This window comes from Streptomyces sp. NBC_00028, assembly GCF_045041065.1.
Lineage (GTDB): Bacteria > Actinomycetota > Actinomycetes > Streptomycetales > Streptomycetaceae > Streptomyces.
This window is the reverse complement of record NZ_CP108293.1, coordinates 4,327,515-4,343,312: the sequence shown is the minus strand read 5'-3', so window position 1 is coordinate 4,343,312 and position 15,798 is coordinate 4,327,515. Positions and strand designations below refer to the sequence as shown.

Annotated in this window: 13 protein-coding genes; all 13 read left to right on the top strand. The window is 69.2% G+C overall.

Features of this window, described 5'->3' with window-relative positions:
- Positions 1–10 precede the first annotated feature (10 nt).
- From OG885_RS19250 to nuoN, 13 genes are read left to right on the top strand one after another with little or no spacing between them, the layout of a single operon-like run.
- Positions 11–565: an NADH-quinone oxidoreductase subunit B family protein gene (locus tag OG885_RS19250; RefSeq protein WP_030494814.1), complete on the top strand. Its 555-nt coding sequence runs from the start codon at positions 11–13 to the stop codon at positions 563–565.
- Positions 562–1,317: an NADH-quinone oxidoreductase subunit C gene (locus OG885_RS19245; RefSeq protein WP_405732999.1), complete on the top strand. Its 756-nt coding sequence runs from the start codon at positions 562–564 to the stop codon at positions 1,315–1,317. Before OG885_RS19250 ends, OG885_RS19245 begins: the two co-directional genes overlap by 4 nt.
- On the top strand, positions 1,314–2,636 hold the full coding sequence (locus OG885_RS19240; RefSeq protein WP_405732996.1) for an NADH-quinone oxidoreductase subunit D: 1,323 nt from the start codon (positions 1,314–1,316) through the stop codon (positions 2,634–2,636). Before OG885_RS19245 ends, OG885_RS19240 begins: the two co-directional genes overlap by 4 nt.
- Positions 2,633–3,535: an NADH-quinone oxidoreductase subunit NuoE gene (nuoE, locus tag OG885_RS19235; RefSeq protein ID WP_399949601.1), complete on the top strand. Its 903-nt coding sequence runs from the start codon at positions 2,633–2,635 to the stop codon at positions 3,533–3,535. Before OG885_RS19240 ends, nuoE begins: the two co-directional genes overlap by 4 nt.
- Complete coding sequence (gene nuoF, locus OG885_RS19230; protein WP_405732992.1) at positions 3,535–4,884, top strand: NADH-quinone oxidoreductase subunit NuoF; 1,350 nt, start codon at positions 3,535–3,537, stop codon at positions 4,882–4,884. The genes nuoE and nuoF overlap by 1 nt, the downstream gene beginning before the upstream one ends.
- A complete protein-coding gene (locus OG885_RS19225; protein ID WP_405732989.1) occupies positions 4,881–7,385 on the top strand; it encodes an NADH-quinone oxidoreductase subunit G in 2,505 nt (834 codons plus the stop codon). The genes nuoF and OG885_RS19225 overlap by 4 nt, the downstream gene beginning before the upstream one ends.
- The gene (gene nuoH, locus OG885_RS19220; RefSeq protein WP_405732986.1) at positions 7,382–8,746 is read left to right on the top strand and encodes an NADH-quinone oxidoreductase subunit NuoH; all 1,365 of its coding nucleotides are present in this window, start codon (positions 7,382–7,384) and stop codon (positions 8,744–8,746) included. The genes OG885_RS19225 and nuoH overlap by 4 nt, the downstream gene beginning before the upstream one ends.
- Complete coding sequence (nuoI, locus tag OG885_RS19215; RefSeq protein ID WP_405732984.1) at positions 8,739–9,380, top strand: NADH-quinone oxidoreductase subunit NuoI; 642 nt, start codon at positions 8,739–8,741, stop codon at positions 9,378–9,380. The genes nuoH and nuoI overlap by 8 nt, the downstream gene beginning before the upstream one ends.
- Entirely contained in the window at positions 9,377–10,225 is an 849-nt protein-coding gene (locus OG885_RS19210) for an NADH-quinone oxidoreductase subunit J (RefSeq protein WP_405732981.1), read from the top strand. Before nuoI ends, OG885_RS19210 begins: the two co-directional genes overlap by 4 nt.
- Entirely contained in the window at positions 10,222–10,521 is a 300-nt protein-coding gene (gene nuoK / locus OG885_RS19205) for an NADH-quinone oxidoreductase subunit NuoK (protein WP_003974374.1), read from the top strand. Before OG885_RS19210 ends, nuoK begins: the two co-directional genes overlap by 4 nt.
- A gap of 14 nt (positions 10,522–10,535) precedes the next feature.
- Positions 10,536–12,500, top strand: coding sequence for an NADH-quinone oxidoreductase subunit L (gene nuoL / locus OG885_RS19200; RefSeq protein ID WP_405732978.1), 1,965 nt, complete (start codon positions 10,536–10,538; stop codon positions 12,498–12,500).
- A 5-nt stretch (positions 12,501–12,505) separates the two neighbouring features.
- Positions 12,506–14,101, top strand: coding sequence for an NADH-quinone oxidoreductase subunit M (locus OG885_RS19195; RefSeq protein ID WP_405732975.1), 1,596 nt, complete (start codon positions 12,506–12,508; stop codon positions 14,099–14,101).
- Entirely contained in the window at positions 14,098–15,747 is a 1,650-nt protein-coding gene (nuoN, locus tag OG885_RS19190; RefSeq protein WP_405732972.1) for an NADH-quinone oxidoreductase subunit NuoN, read from the top strand. Before OG885_RS19195 ends, nuoN begins: the two co-directional genes overlap by 4 nt.
- Positions 15,748–15,798 lie beyond the last annotated feature (51 nt).

Genomic DNA, 15,798 nt, shown 5'->3' with positions numbered 1-15,798 from the left:
CCTTTAACTCATGGGACTCGAAGAAAAGCTGCCGAGCGGTTTCCTGCTGACCACCGTCGAGCAGGCCGCGGGCTGGGTGCGCAAGGCGTCCGTCTTCCCGGCCACCTTCGGCCTTGCCTGCTGCGCCATCGAGATGATGACGACCGGCGCCGGACGCTACGACCTGGCCCGCTTCGGCATGGAGGTCTTCCGCGGCTCACCCCGCCAGGCCGACCTCATGATCGTCGCCGGCCGGGTCAGCCAGAAGATGGCGCCGGTGCTCCGGCAGGTCTACGACCAGATGCCGAACCCCAAGTGGGTCATCTCCATGGGGGTCTGCGCCTCCTCGGGCGGCATGTTCAACAACTACGCGATCGTGCAGGGCGTCGACCACATCGTCCCGGTCGACATCTATCTCCCCGGCTGCCCGCCGCGGCCGGAGATGCTCATGGACGCCATCCTCAAGCTCCACCAGAAGATCCAGGGCTCCAAGCTCGGCGTGAACGCCGAGGAAGCGGCCCGGGAGGCGGAGGAAGCGGCGCTCAAGGCCCTGCCCACGATCGAGATGAAGGGGCTGCTGCGGTGAGCGACGCGAACGGTGCGAACGGGGCGTCGAACGGGGTGAACCCCGAGAAGGACCTCGGCGCCTCCAACCTCCCCGGACAGCGGGGCGACGGCGGCGAGGAGATCCGCGTCCAGCGCGGCATGTTCGGCGCCGACAACGGCGGCGACACCTCCGGGTACGGCGGCCTGGTCCGCTCCATCCGGCTCCCGGGGGCGGCCGCCCGCCCGTACGGCGGCTGGTTCGACGAGGTCGCCGACGAGCTGGAGGGCGCCCTGGAGGAGCAGGGGCTGCTTCCCGACAACGCCATCGAGAAGACGGTCGTCGACCGCGGCGAACTCACCTTCCACATCGAGCGCGAGCACCTGCCGCGCGTCGCCCGCACCCTGCGCGACGACCCCGCCCTGCGCTTCGAGCTCTGCACCGGGGTGAGCGGGGTCCACTACCCGCACGACAAGGGCCGCGAGCTGCACGCCGTCTACCACCTGCGCTCGATCACCCACAACCGGCTGATCCGCCTGGAGGTCAGCGCCCCGGACGCCGACCCGAAGATCCCGTCGCTGGTCCCGGTGTACCCGACCAACGACTGGCACGAGCGCGAGACCTACGACTTCTTCGGGATCGTCTTCGACGGTCACCCGGCCCTGACGCGGATCATGATGCCGGACGACTGGCAGGGCCATCCGCAGCGCAAGGACTACCCCCTCGGCGGCATCCCCGTCGAGTACAAGGGCGCCCAGATCCCGGCTCCGGACCAGCGGAGGTCGTACTCGTGAGCACTTCGCACGCAACCCCCCGCGAGACCACCGAGGGCACCGTCTACACGGTCACCGGTGGCGACTGGGACGAGGTCGTCCAGTCCGCGGCCCGCGCCGACGACGAGCGCATCGTCGTCAACATGGGCCCCCAGCACCCGTCCACCCATGGCGTGCTCCGCCTGATCCTGGAGATCGAGGGCGAGACGGTCACCGAGGCCCGCTGCGGCATCGGCTACCTCCACACCGGTATCGAGAAGAACCTCGAGTACCGCACGTGGACGCAGGGCACCACGTTCGTGACGCGCATGGACTACCTGACGTCCTTCTTCAACGAGACGGCCTACTGTCTCGCCGTCGAGAAGCTCCTCGGCATCGAGGACCAGATCACCGAGCGCGCCAAGATCATCCGGGTGCTCCTGATGGAGCTGAACCGGTTGTCCTCGCACCTGGTGTGCATCGCCACCGGCGGCATGGAACTCGGCGCCACCACGATCATGATCTACGGATTCCGTGATCGTGAAATGATTCTCGACATCTACGAGCTCATCACGGGCCTCAGGATGAACCACGCGTACATCCGCCCCGGCGGACTCGCGCAGGACCTGCCGCCCGGCGCGGTGGACCACATCCGCGAGTTCGTGAAGAAGATGAAGAAGAACCTCCCGGAGTACGACAAGCTCGCCACCGGGAACCCCATCTTCAAGGCCCGTATGCAGGACGTCGGTTACCTCGACCTGGCCGGCTGCATGGCCCTCGGCGCCACCGGCCCGATCCTGCGCTCCACCGGCCTGCCGCACGACCTGCGCAAGTCGCAGCCCTACTGCGACTACGAGACCTACGACTTCGAGGTCCCGACCGCCGACTCCTGCGACTCCTACGGGCGGTTCCTGATCCGCCTGGAGGAGATGCGCCAGTCGCTGCACATCGTCGAGCAGTGCCTGGACCGGCTCCAGCCCGGCCCCGTCATGGTCGCCGACAAGAAGATCGCCTGGCCCGCCCAGCTCGCGCTCGGCCCCGACGGTCTGGGCAACTCCCTCGACCACATCAAGAAGATCATGGGCACCTCGATGGAGGCCCTGATCCACCACTTCAAGCTGGTCACCGAGGGCTTCCGCGTACCGCCGGGACAGGCGTACGCGGCCGTCGAGTCGCCCAAGGGCGAGCTCGGGGTGCACGCGGTGTCCGACGGCGGCACCCGCCCCTTCCGGGTCCACTTCCGCGACCCGTCCTTCACCAACCTTCAGGCCATGGCGGCGATGTGCGAGGGCGGCCAGGTCGCCGACGTCATCGTCGCCGTCGCGTCCATCGACCCCGTGATGGGAGGCGTCGACCGGTGACCACCTCTTCTTCGGAGCGGGGCGTCAGCCTGGGCATGCCCGAACTGCCCGCGCCCGCCTACCCGGACGACGTCCGAGCCCGCCTTGAGACGGACGCGCGCGAGGTCATCGCCCGCTACCCCGACTCCCGGTCCGCGCTCCTTCCGCTGCTGCACCTCGTGCAGGCGGAGGAGGGCCATGTCACGCGCACCGGGATGCAGTTCTGCGCGGACGTCCTCGGCCTGACCACGGCCGAGGTCACCGCCGTCGCCACCTTCTACACCATGTACCGGCGCCGGCCGAGCGGTGACTACCAGGTCGGCGTCTGCACCAACACACTGTGCGCGGTGATGGGCGGCGACGCGATCTTCGAGTCCCTCCAGGAGCACCTGGGCGTCGGCAACGGCGGGACCACGGAGGACGGCAAGGTCACGCTGGAGCACATCGAGTGCAACGCGGCCTGCGACTTCGCGCCGGTCGTGATGGTCAACTGGGAGTTCTTCGACAACCAGACCCCGGCCAGCGCCAAGCGCCTCGTCGACGACCTCGTCGCGGGCCGCCCGGTGCAGCCCACGCGCGGGGCGCCGCTGTGCACCTTCAAGGAGACCGCGCGGATCCTCGCCGGCTTCCCCGACGAGCGGCCAGGAGCCGTCGAGGCGACCGGCGGAGCGGGACCCGCCTCGCTGGTGGGCCTCCGCCTGGCCAGGGGAGAGGCCGCACCCGCGCGCGTGGTCCACCCGCGCGACGGCGGTCCGCACGACACCGGCACACAGGACGCCGGGCCGCACGACGAACCGCAGGACAGGGCCGTGCACGAGCCGTCGCCCACCGAGCACCTCAGCTCGCACGACGCGCCGCAGGACACATCGGCCTCCGACCCGGCCCACCCGGCAGGGCCCGCCGCCGAGGAGGGGGAGTGATGACCTTGGCACCCGAGCTGAAAGACACCAGCCCCGAGAAGCTGCTCGCACCCGTGCTGTCGGCCTTCTGGGACGAGGACAGGTCCTGGACGCTGGACGTCTACAAGAGGCACGAAGGATACGAGGGCCTGCGCAAGGCGCTCGCGATGTCGCCGGACGACCTGATCGCGTACGTCAAGGACTCCGGTCTGCGCGGCCGCGGCGGCGCGGGATTCCCCACGGGAATGAAATGGCAGTTCATTCCCCAGGGAGATGGAAAGCCGCACTATCTAGTTGTCAACGCCGACGAATCGGAGCCCGGAACCTGCAAGGACATTCCGCTCCTCTTCGCGAACCCGCACAGCCTCGTCGAGGGCATGATCATCGCGTGTTATGCCATCAGGTCGTCGCATGCCTTCATCTATCTGCGTGGTGAAGTGGTCCCAGTTCTGCGGCGGTTGCATGCGGCCGTGAGCGAGGCCTATGCGGCCGGCTACCTCGGGAAGGACATCCTGGGCAGCGGGCTCGATCTCGACATCACCGTGCACGCGGGCGCGGGCGCGTACATCTGCGGTGAGGAGACCGCACTCCTCGACTCGCTCGAAGGCCGCCGCGGTCAACCGCGGCTCCGTCCCCCCTTTCCTGCGGTCGCGGGCCTCTATGCCTGCCCGACTGTGGTGAATAACGTCGAATCGATCGCGTCGGTTCCCGCGATTCTGAATCGGGGCAAGGACTGGTTCCGCTCGATGGGAAGCGAGAAGTCACCCGGCTTCACGCTCTATTCGCTCAGCGGCCATGTCGCCAGCCCCGGCCAGTACGAGGCCCCGCTCGGCATCACGCTGCGCCAGCTCCTGGAGATGAGCGGCGGCATGCGACCCGGGCACCGGCTCAAGTTCTGGACGCCCGGCGGTTCCTCGACGCCGATGTTCACCGACGAGCACCTCGACGTCCCTCTCGACTACGAAGGAGTGGGTGCCGCGGGTTCCATGCTCGGCACCAAAGCTCTTCAGTGCTTCGACGAGACGACCTGCGTCGTCCGCGCCGTCACCCGCTGGACCGAGTTCTACGCCCACGAGTCCTGCGGCAAGTGCACACCCTGCCGCGAAGGCACGTACTGGCTCGTGCAGTTGCTGCGCGACATCGAGGCCGGCAAGGGCGTCATGTCCGACCTCGACAAGCTGAACGACATCGCCGACAACATCAACGGCAAGTCGTTCTGCGCCCTCGGCGACGGCGCCGCCTCGCCGATCTTCTCCTCGCTGAAGTACTTCCGCGAGGAGTACGAGCAGCACATCACGGGCCGTGGCTGCCCCTTCGACCCGGCCAAGTCGACGGTCTGGGCCGACTCCCGCACGGAGGTGAACGCATGACGGTGACCACCAACGCTCCCTCGGGAGGGGGCGAGGCGGCGGTCCCGCCGGAAGATCTCGTCTCGCTGACCATCGACGGCGCCGAGATCAGCGTGCCCAAGGGCACCCTGGTCATCCGGGCCGCCGAGCAGCTCGGCATCGAGATCCCGCGCTTCTGCGACCACCCCCTGCTCGACCCGGCCGGTGCCTGCCGGCAGTGCATCGTCGAGGTCGAGGGCCAGCGCAAGCCGATGGCCTCCTGCACGATCACGTGCACGGACGGCATGGTGGTGAAGACCCACCTCACCTCGCCGGCCGCCGAGAAGGCCCAGCACGGTGTGATGGAGCTCCTCCTCATCAACCACCCGCTGGACTGCCCGGTCTGCGACAAGGGCGGCGAGTGCCCGCTCCAGAACCAGGCCATGTCCCACGGACAGTCCGAGTCCCGCTTCGAGGGCAAGAAGCGGACCTACGAGAAGCCCGTCCCCATCTCCACCCAGGTGCTGCTCGACCGTGAGCGGTGCGTGCTGTGCGCCCGCTGCACCCGGTTCTCCAACCAGGTCGCGGGCGACCCGATGATCGAGCTGGTCGAGCGGGGCGCGCTCCAGCAGGTAGGCACCGGTGAGGGCGACCCCTTCGAGTCGTACTTCTCCGGCAACACCATTCAGATCTGCCCGGTCGGCGCGCTCACCTCGGCGGCGTACCGCTTCCGCTCCCGCCCCTTCGACCTGGTCTCCTCGCCGTCGGTGTGCGAGCACTGCTCCGGCGGCTGCGCCACCCGCACCGACCACCGGCGCGGCAAGGTCATGCGCAAGCTCGCGGCCAACGACCCCGAGGTCAACGAGGAGTGGATCTGCGACAAGGGGCGCTTCGCCTTCCGGTACGCGCAGCAGCGCGACCGGCTGGAGACGCCCCTGATCCGCAACCCCGAGGGTGAGCTCGTCCCGGCCTCCTGGCCCGAGGCGCTGGAGATCGCCGCGCAGGGGCTGCTCGCCTCGCGCGGCCGGACCGGAGTGCTGACCGGCGGCCGGCTCACCATCGAGGACGCCTACGCGTACAGCAAGTTCGCGCGCGTGGCGCTCGACACCAACGACATCGACTTCCGCGCGCGCGTGCACAGCGGCGAGGAGGCCGACTTCCTGGCCGCCCGGATCGCCGGACACGGCCGCGACCTCGACGGTACGGGCGTCACGTACACCGCGCTGGAGAAGGCGCCCGCCGTCCTGCTGGTCGGGTTCGAGGCCGAGGAGGAGGCGCCCGGCGTCTTCCTGCGGCTGCGCAAGGCCTGGCGCAAGCACGGACAGAAGGTCTTCTCGCTCGCCACGCACGCCACGCGCGGCCTGACGAAGGCCGGCGGCACGCTGCTGCCGGCCGCTCCCGGCACCGAGACCGAGTGGCTGGATGCGCTCGCGAGCGGCGTCGGCCTCGAAGAGGGCGGTGCGCAGGCCGCCGAGGCGCTGCGCGGCGAGGGCGCGGTCATCGTCGTCGGTGAGCGGCTGGCCGCCGTGGCGGGCGGGCTGACCGCGGCCGTACGGGCCGCGTCCGCGATCGGCGCCCAGCTGGTGTGGATCCCGCGCAGGGCGGGGGAGCGTGGCGCCGTCGAGGCGGGCGCGCTGCCGTCGCTGCTGCCGGGTGGCCGTCCGGCCACCGATCCGCGCGCGCGTGAGCAGGTCGCCGCCGCCTGGGGCGTCGCCGACCTCCCGCACCGCTACGGCCGTGACACCACGCAGATCGTCGAGGCCGCCGCCACCGGCGAGCTTCAGGCGCTGCTCGTCGCGGGTGTGGAGGTCGCCGACCTGCCCGATCCGGCACGCGCGCGTGAGGCGCTCGGCGAGGTCGGCTTCCTGGTCTCGCTCGAACTGCGGCCCAGCGAGGTCACCGCGCTCGCGGACGTCGTCCTGCCGGTCGCCGCGGTCGCCGAGAAGGCCGGCACCTTCCTCAACTGGGAAGGCAGGGTGCGCTTCTTCGAGGCCGCGCTCAAGCCCGACCAGATGACCCGGCGCCTCGCACCCGCCGACGCGCGCGTGCTCCAGATGCTGGCCGACGCCATGGACGTCCACCTGGGTCTGCCGGATCTGCGCACCGTACGCGGTGAGATCGACCGGCTCGGCGCCTGGGACGGCCCGCGGGCCACCGACCCGCTGGAAACCGGCGCCCAGCTGCCGAGGCCCGCCGCCGGAGAGGCCGTGCTGGCCGGACACCGGCTGCTGCTCGACCAGGGGCGCCTCCAGGAGGGCGACGAGGCGCTGGCCGGCACCCGGCACGCCGCCCACGCGCGCGTGTCGGCCGCCACCGCGGCCGAGGCCGGCGTCAAGGACGGCGACGTCCTCGCCGTGACCGGTTCCTCCGGAGTCGTCGAACTCCCGCTCCAGGTCACCGAGATGCCCGACCGCGTGGTCTGGCTGCCGCTGAACTCCGTGGGCGGGGGCGTCGCCTCCGACGCCGGTGTGCTGCCCGGATCTCTCGTCCGCATCGGCCCGGCGACGCTCGACGCCGAAGCCCCCAAGGAGGTGGAGGCATGAGCCCGTACCTCGCGGCGGAAGACCTCTCGATGTTCGGCACCGACCCCTGGTGGCTGGTCGTCGTCAAGGCCGTCTTCTGCTTCGCGTTCCTGATGGTGACCGTGCTGTTCTCCATCGTCTGGGAGCGCAAGGTCGTCGCCTGGATGCAGCTGCGCATCGGCCCCAACCGGCACGGCCCCTGGGGCATGCTCCAGTCGCTCGCCGACGGCGTGAAGCTGATGCTGAAGGAAGACGTCATCGTCAAGCGCGCGGACAAGGTCGTCTACGTCCTCGCGCCGATCGTCGCGGCCATCCCGGCCTTCATGGCGATCGCGGTGATCCCCTTCGGCCCGGCCGGCAACGAGATCTCGATCTTCGGCCACCGCACCACGATGCAGCTCACCGACCTGCCGATCGCGATGCTCTACATCCTCGCGGTCGCCTCGGTCGGCATCTACGGCATCGTCCTCGCGGGCTGGAGCTCCGGATCGACCTACCCGCTCCTCGGCGGCCTGCGCTCCTGCGCGCAGATGATCTCGTACGAGATCGCCATGGGCGCCGCGTTCGCCTCCGTGTTCCTCTACTCGGGGTCGATGTCGACGTCGGCGATCGTCGAGGCGCAGCAGGACCGCTGGTACGTCATCCTGCTGCCGGTCTCCTTCATCATCTACATCATCACGATGGTCGGCGAGACCAACCGCGCCCCCTTCGACATGCCGGAGTCCGAGGGCGACCTCGTCGGCGGCTTCAACACCGAGTACTCGTCGATCAAGTTCGCGCTGTTCATGCTCGCCGAGTACGTGAACATGGTGACGGTCTCGGCGGTGTCGGTGACCCTCTTCCTCGGCGGCTGGCGGGCCCCCTGGCCGGTCAGCACCTTCTGGGAGGGCGCCAACCACGGCTGGTGGCCGCTGCTCTGGTTCGTCATCAAGGTCCAGCTGCTGCTGTTCTTCTTCATCTGGCTGCGCGGCACGCTTCCACGCGTCCGCTACGACCAGCTGATGAAGCTCGGCTGGAAGGTCCTCATCCCGGTCTCCGTCGTCTGGCTGATGCTCGTCGCGACCGTACGGACCCTGCGCAACGAGAACTACGACTTCGCCGACATCGCCCTCTACATCGGCGGCGGTGTCCTGGTCCTGCTGCTGCTCTCCTTCGTCGCGGACATGTTCCGCGGCAAGCCCAAGGACGCGGAGGAGCCCACGGCGGCCGTCGGATTCGATCCGATGGCCGGCGGATTCCCCGTACCGCCGCTGCCCGGACAGGAGTTGCCGTCCGTGCCGAGGCGCCGCTCGCGGCAGGAGCGGGAGCTGATTGTCAGTGGTGGAGTGAATACTCAGAGTGACGACGGATCTCTGGATGGAAAGGAGGCGTCCGATGGCTGAGGAGCCCAAGGAGACCAAGCCCGGTTTCATGAACCCCGTCGCCGGTTTCGGCGTGACCTTCAAGGCCATGTTCAAGAAGCGGCTGACCGAGCAGTACCCGGAGCAGGAGAAGACCACCGCTCCCCGCTTCCACGGACGGCACCAGCTCAACCGCCATCCGGACGGCCTGGAGAAGTGCGTCGGCTGCGAGCTGTGCGCCTGGGCCTGCCCCGCCGACGCCATCTATGTGGAGGGCGCCGACAACACGGACGAGGAGCGCTACTCGCCGGGCGAGCGGTACGGCCGCGTCTACCAGATCAACTACGCCCGCTGCATCCTGTGCGGCCTGTGCATCGAGGCGTGCCCCACGCGCGCGCTGACGATGACGAACGAGTTCGAGCTCGCCGACTCCAGCCGCGCGAACCTGATCTACACCAAGGAGCAGCTGCTCGCCGGTCTGGAAGACGGCATGGTCGACGCGCCGCACGCGATCTACCCGGGGACCGACGAGCAGGACTACTACCGGGGCCTGGTCACCGAGGCCGCGCCCGGCACCGAGCGGCAAGTGGCCGTGTCCAAGGGTGAGGTGGCCCAGGAGGCCGCGTCCACCTTCGGGCCCGACGAGCCTGCGTCGGAGAAGGTGATCGGCCGATGACCGCCTCCGTCCAGCTCGCCGCCTACTCCACCTCCACCGGCGAGGCCTTCCAGTTCTGGGTGCTCGGCACCGTCGCCGTGATCGGCGCCCTGTGCACCGTCTTCATGAAGAAGGCCGTGCACAGCGCGCTCTGTCTCGCCGGCACCATGATCATCCTGGCGGTCTTCTACCTCGCCAACGGCGCCTACTTCCTCGGCATCGTGCAGATCGTCGTCTACACCGGCGCGATCATGATGCTGTTCCTGTTCGTCGTGATGCTCGTCGGCGTCACGGCCGCGGACTCCCTGAAGGAGACCATCAAGGGCCAGCGCTGGCTGGCCCTTCTCAGTGGCCTCGGCTTCGGCATCCTGCTCTTCGCGGGCATCGGGAACGCCTCCCTCAAGCAGTTCAACGGGCTCACGCAGGCGAACGCGAACGGCAACGTGGAGGGTCTCGCGACCCTCATCTTCACCAAGTACGTCTTCGCCTTCGAGATCACCGGCGCCCTGCTGATCACGGCCGCCGTCGGCGCCATGGTGCTCACTCACCGCGAGCGCACCGAACGCGCCCTGACCCAGCGCGAGATGGCCGAACAGCGCGTCCGCGAGGGCAAGCACCTGCCGCCGCTGCCGGCGCCCGGCGTGTACGCCCGGCACAACGCCGTGGACATCGCGGGCCTGCTGCCCGACGGCACCCCCTCCGAGCTCACGGTCAGCAAGACCCTGCGCGAGCGCGGCCAGATCCGGGACGTGTCCACCGAGGCGCTCAATGACCTCAAGGCGCTGGAGCAGCGTGCCGAGGAACGCCTGGAGCGCGCCGCGGTCGAACCGTCCCACCTCAAGCGGGCCGAGGAGGCGTCGAAGTGAACCCCGTCAACTACCTCTACCTCGCGGCCCTGTTGTTCACGATCGGCGCCACCGGCGTTCTGATCAGGCGCAACGCGATCGTCGTGTTCATGTGCATCGAGCTCATGCTCAACGCCTGCAACCTCGCGTTCGTCGCCTTCTCCCGGATGCACGGCAACCTCGACGGCCAGATCATCGCGTTCTTCACGATGGTCGTCGCCGCCGCGGAGGTCGTGGTCGGGCTCGCGATCATCGTGTCCCTGTTCCGTTCCCGCCACTCGGCCTCGGTCGACGACGCCAGCCTGATGAAGCTCTGAGGGGTCGCTGAATCGTGGAGAACCTGATTGCGCTGCTGGTGGCGGCGCCACTGCTCGGAGCGGCCGTACTGCTGTGCGGTGGCCGGCGCCTCGACGCCGTCGGCCACTGGATCGGCACGGCCCTGGCGGCCGTCTCCTTCGCCCTCGGCGTCGTCCTCTTCGCCGACCTGCTCGGCAAGAACGCCGAGCACCGGACCCTGACGAGCCACCTGTTCAGCTGGGTCCCGGTCGAGGGCTTCCAGGCGGACGTCGCCTTCCGCCTCGACCAGCTGTCGATGACGTTCGTCCTGCTGATCACCGGCGTCGGCTCGCTGATCCACCTGTACTCCGTCGGGTACATGGAGCACGACGAGCGGCGCCGCCGCTTCTTCGGCTATCTGAACCTGTTCCTCGCGGCGATGCTGATCCTCGTCCTCGCCGACAACTACCTCCTGCTGTACGTCGGCTGGGAGGGCGTGGGTCTCGCGTCCTACCTGCTCATCGGCTTCTGGCAGCACAAGCCCAGCGCCGCCACCGCCGCGAAGAAGGCCTTCCTGGTCAACCGCGTCGGTGACATGGGCCTGTCGATCGCCATCATGCTGATGTTCACGACGTTCGGGACGTTCGCCTTCGGCCCGGTCCTCGGCAGCCACGAGGAGCCCGGCCTCGTCACCGGCGCCTCCGAGGCCACGCTCACCGGCATCGCGCTGATGCTGCTGCTCGCGGCCTGCGGCAAGTCCGCCCAGGTGCCGCTCCAGTCCTGGCTCGGGGACGCGATGGAGGGCCCGACCCCGGTCTCGGCCCTCATCCACGCCGCGACCATGGTGACCGCGGGCGTCTACCTGATCGTCCGCTCCGCCAACATCTTCAACCTCGCCCCGGACGCCCAGCTCGTCGTCACCATCGTCGGTGCGGTCACGCTCCTGTTCGGTGCGATCGTCGGTTGCGCGAAGGACGACATCAAGAAGGCGCTGGCCGGCTCGACCATGTCGCAGATCGGCTACATGGTCCTCGCCGCGGGCCTCGGCCCCATCGGCTACGTCTTCGCGATCATGCACCTGGTGACGCACGGCTTCTTCAAGGCCGGGCTGTTCCTCGGCGCCGGCTCCGTCATGCACGGCATGAACGACGAGGTCGACATGCGCAAGTACGGCGGCCTCAGGAAGTACATGCCGGTCACCTTCGTGACGTTCGGCCTCGGCTACCTCGCCATCATCGGCTTCCCGGGTCTGTCCGGCTTCTTCTCCAAGGACAAGATCATCGAGGCGGCGTTCGCCAAGGGCGGCACCGAGGGCTGGATCCTCGGCGCCTGCGCCCTGCTGGGCGCGGCCATCACGGCGTACTACATGACGCGAGTGATGCTGATGACGTTCTTCGGAGAGGAACGCTGGAAGAACCAGCCGACCCGCTCCCCGGAGGCGCCCAGCGCGGAGCCCGCCGCCGAGCACCGCGGCGAGCACGCCGAGCCGCACCCGCACGAGTCGCCCAGGTCCATGACGATCCCCATGATCGTGCTGGCCTTCGGCTCGGTCTTCGCGGGCGGCATCTTCGGCATCGGCGACCGCTTCCTGCACTGGCTGGAGCCCATCACCGGGCACGACCACGGAGACGCGCCGATCAGCGCGGGCACGGTCACGGCGGCCACGGTGGCCGTCATGGTCATCGGTGTCACCCTCGCGTACCTGCAGTACGGCCGCCGCCCGGTCCCGGTCGTCGCCCCGCGCGGGTCGCTGCTCACCCGCGCGGCCCGGCGCGACCTGCTCCAGGACGACTTCAACCACGTGGTCCTGGTCCGCGGCGGCGAGCACCTCACGCGGTCCCTGGTCTACGTCGACCACACGCTGGTCGACGGAGTCGTCAACGGCACGGCGGCCTCGGTCGGCGGCCTCTCCGGACGACTGCGCCGACTGCAGAACGGCTTCGCGCGGTCGTACGCGGTCTCGATGTTCGGCGGTGCGGCAGTGCTGATCGCCGCGACCCTGCTGATGAGGGCGGTCTGATACCGATGTCCTTTCCTCTGCTGACAGCGACGGCGGCGCTCCCCGCGATCGGGGCGGTCGTCACGGCGGCCGTACCGGCCGCGCGGCGCACCGCCGCCAAGTGGCTGGCGCTGCTCTTCTCGCTCGCCACCCTCGCCCTCGCGATCGTCGTCCTGGTCCGCTTCGACCCGGACGGCGACCGCTACCAGCTCACCGAATCCCACTGGTGGATCAAGGACTTCGGGGTCCGCTACGAACTGGGCGTGGACGGCATCGGGGTGGCGCTCCTCGCGCTCACCGCGCTGCTGATCCCGTTCATCATCCTCGCGGGCTGGCACGACGCCGACCCGCTGGAGACCGGCGCTGAATCTCTTGGCAGCTTCGCTGCGGGGCGGTGGCGGCCGACGCAGGGCTTCTTCGCCCTGATCCTGGCCGTCGAGGCGATGGTGATCATCTCCTTCGAGGCCACCGACGTCTTCGTCTTCTACATCTTCTTCGAAGCCATGCTGATCCCGATGTACTTCCTCATCGGCGGCTTCGGGGACCGGGCCCACGAGCACGGAGAAGAGGCGGCGTCGACGCAACGGTCGTACGCCGCGGTGAAGTTCCTGCTCTACAACCTGGTCGGCGGCCTCATCATGCTGGCCGCGGTGATCGGCCTGTACGTGGTCGCCGGGAACTTCAGCCTCCAGGAGATCGCCGAGGCGCGGGCCAACGGCTCGCTCGACATGGCGACCAACACCGAGCGCTGGCTGTTCCTCGGCTTCTTCTTCGCCTTCGCGGTGAAGGCCCCGCTGTGGCCGCTGCACACCTGGCTGCCGAACGCGATGGGCGAGGCCACGGCCCCGGTCGCCGTGCTGATCACGGCGGTCGTCGACAAGGTCGGCACGTTCGCGATGCTCCGCTTCTGCCTCCAGCTCTTCCCGGAGGCGTCGAAGTGGGCGACGCCCGCGATCCTCGTCCTGGCGGTCATCAGCATCGTCTACGGGGCGCTGCTCGCGGTCGGCCAGCGGGACATCAAGCGGCTGGTGGCGTACGCGTCGATCTCGCACTTCGGCTTCATCATCATGGGCATCTTCGCGATGACCAGCCAGGGTCAGTCCGGCGCGACGCTCTACATGGTCAACCACGGTATTTCCACGGCCGCGTTGATGCTGGTCGCGGGCTTCCTGATCTCGCGGCGCGGCTCGCGGCTCATCGCCGACTACGGCGGTGTGCAGAAGGTCGCCCCGGTGCTCGCCGGCACGTTCCTGATCGGTGGCCTCGCGACCCTGTCGCTGCCCGGACTCGCGCCGTTCGTCAGTGAGTTCCTGGTGCTGGTCGGCACGTTCTCGCGCTATCCGGTGATCGGCATCATCGCCACCTTCGGCATCGTGCTCGCCGCGCTCTACACCCTCGTCCTCTACCAGCGGACGATGACGGGCCCGGTGAAGGCGGAGGTGTCCGCGATGCCGGACCTCAGGGTCCGTGAGCTCGTGGTCGTCGCACCGCTGATCGTCCTGCTGATCTTCCTCGGTGTCTATCCGAAGCCGGTCACGGACATCGTCAACCCGGCGGTCAAGTCGACCTTGTCCGACGTACAGAAGAAGGACCCCCAGCCCGAGGTGGAGGCGGCCAAGTGAGCGCAACAGCCGTCCACAGCCTGTGGACAACCGCGGCCGATCCGATCTCGAAGATCGAAACGCCGAAGATCGAATACGGACAATTGTCGCCCACGCTGATCGTCGTCGGTGCGGCGATCATCGGGGTGCTCGTCGAGGCGTTCGTCCCGCGCAAGCAGCGGTACTACGCCCAGGTGTTCCTCTCCGCCGTAGCGCTGGCCGCCGCCTTCGCCGCGGTCGTCGCCCTCGCGGCCGACGGGTACGCCACCACCAAGGCCGGCATCGTGGCGATGGGCGCCATCGCCGTCGACGGACCGGCGCTCTTCCTCCAGGGCACGATTCTGCTGGCGGGCCTGGTCGGCCTGTTCACCTTCGCCGAACGGCGGCTCGATCCCGAGGCACACGGCAACCGGGTCGACTCGTTCGCCGCGCAGGCCGCCTCCGTGCCGGGCAGCGACAGCGAGAAGGCGGCCGTGAAGGCCGGGTTCACCACCACCGAGGTGTTCCCGCTGCTGCTCTTCGCCGTCGCCGGCATGCTGATCTTCCCCGCGGCCAACGACCTGCTGACGCTGTTCGTGGCCCTGGAGGTCTTCTCCCTGCCGCTGTACCTGATGTGCGCCCTGGCCCGCCGCAAGCGACTCATGTCGCAGGAGGCCGCGGTCAAGTACTTCCTGCTCGGCGCGTTCGCCTCCGCGTTCACCCTGTTCGGCATCGCGCTGCTCTACGGGTACGCGGGCTCGGTGTCGTACGCAGACATCGCGCAGGTCGTCGACGGCACGGTCACCAACGTCGACCCGGCGCTCGCGGACACCATGGGCAACGACGCGCTGCTGCTGGTCGGCGCCGCGATGATCGTGATGGGCCTGCTGTTCAAGGTCGGCGCGGTCCCGTTCCACATGTGGACGCCGGACGTCTACCAGGGCGCACCCACCCCGGTGACCGGCTTCATGGCGGCGGCGACCAAGGTGGCCGCGTTCGGTGCCCTGCTGCGCATCCTGTACGTCGTCCTCCCCGGCCTGCGCTGGGACTGGCGGCCGGTCATGTGGGGCGTCGCCATCGTCACCATGCTGGGCGGCGCGATCGTCGCGATCACGCAGACCGACATCAAGCGGCTGCTGGCGTACTCGTCGATCGCGCACGCGGGCTTCATCCTCGCGGGCGTCATCGCGACCACCCCGGACGGGGTGTCGTCCGTCCTCTTCTACCTGGCCGCCTACTCGTTCGTGACGATCGGCGCGTTCGCCGTGGTCACGCTCGTGCGGGACGCCGGTGGCGAGGCGACGCACCTGTCCAAGTGGGCCGGCCTCGGCCGCCGTTCGCCGCTCGTGGCCGCCGTCTTCGCGGTGTTCCTGCTGGCCTTCGCCGGCATCCCGCTGACCTCCGGGTTCGCCGGGAAGTTCGCCGTGTTCAAGGCGGCGGCGGAGGGCGGCGCGGCACCGCTGGTCGTGGTCGGTGTGATCTCGTCGGCGATCGCGGCGTTCTTCTACATCCGCGTCATCGTGCTGATGTTCTTCAGCGAGCCGCGGCCCGAGGGGCCGACGGTCGCCGTGCCGTCGCCGCTGACGATGACGGCGATCGGCGTCGGTGTGGCGGTCACGCTGGTGCTCGGTGTGGCGCCGCAGTACTTCCTGGACCTGGCCAACCAGGCGGGAGTGTTCGTGCGCTGACCCGCACTGCGCCTGGGCCGTGTTCGTGCGGCGGGCCCCGGTCCCCCTCGG

Bases quoted from the DNA above. Each gene is read 5' to 3' on its own strand.
- OG885_RS19195 (WP_405732975.1), top strand. From the start codon at position 12,506: ATGTCCTTTCCTCTGCTGACAGCGACGGCGGCGCTCCCCGCGATCGGG.
- OG885_RS19250 (WP_030494814.1), top strand. From the start codon at position 11: ATGGGACTCGAAGAAAAGCTGCCGAGCGGTTTCCTGCTGACCACCGTC.
- OG885_RS19225 (WP_405732989.1), top strand. From the start codon at position 4,881: ATGACGGTGACCACCAACGCTCCCTCGGGAGGGGGCGAGGCGGCGGTC.
- nuoF (WP_405732992.1), top strand. From the start codon at position 3,535: ATGACCTTGGCACCCGAGCTGAAAGACACCAGCCCCGAGAAGCTGCTC.
- nuoI (WP_405732984.1), top strand. From the start codon at position 8,739: ATGGCTGAGGAGCCCAAGGAGACCAAGCCCGGTTTCATGAACCCCGTC.
- nuoH (WP_405732986.1), top strand. From the start codon at position 7,382: ATGAGCCCGTACCTCGCGGCGGAAGACCTCTCGATGTTCGGCACCGAC.
- OG885_RS19210 (WP_405732981.1), top strand. From the start codon at position 9,377: ATGACCGCCTCCGTCCAGCTCGCCGCCTACTCCACCTCCACCGGCGAG.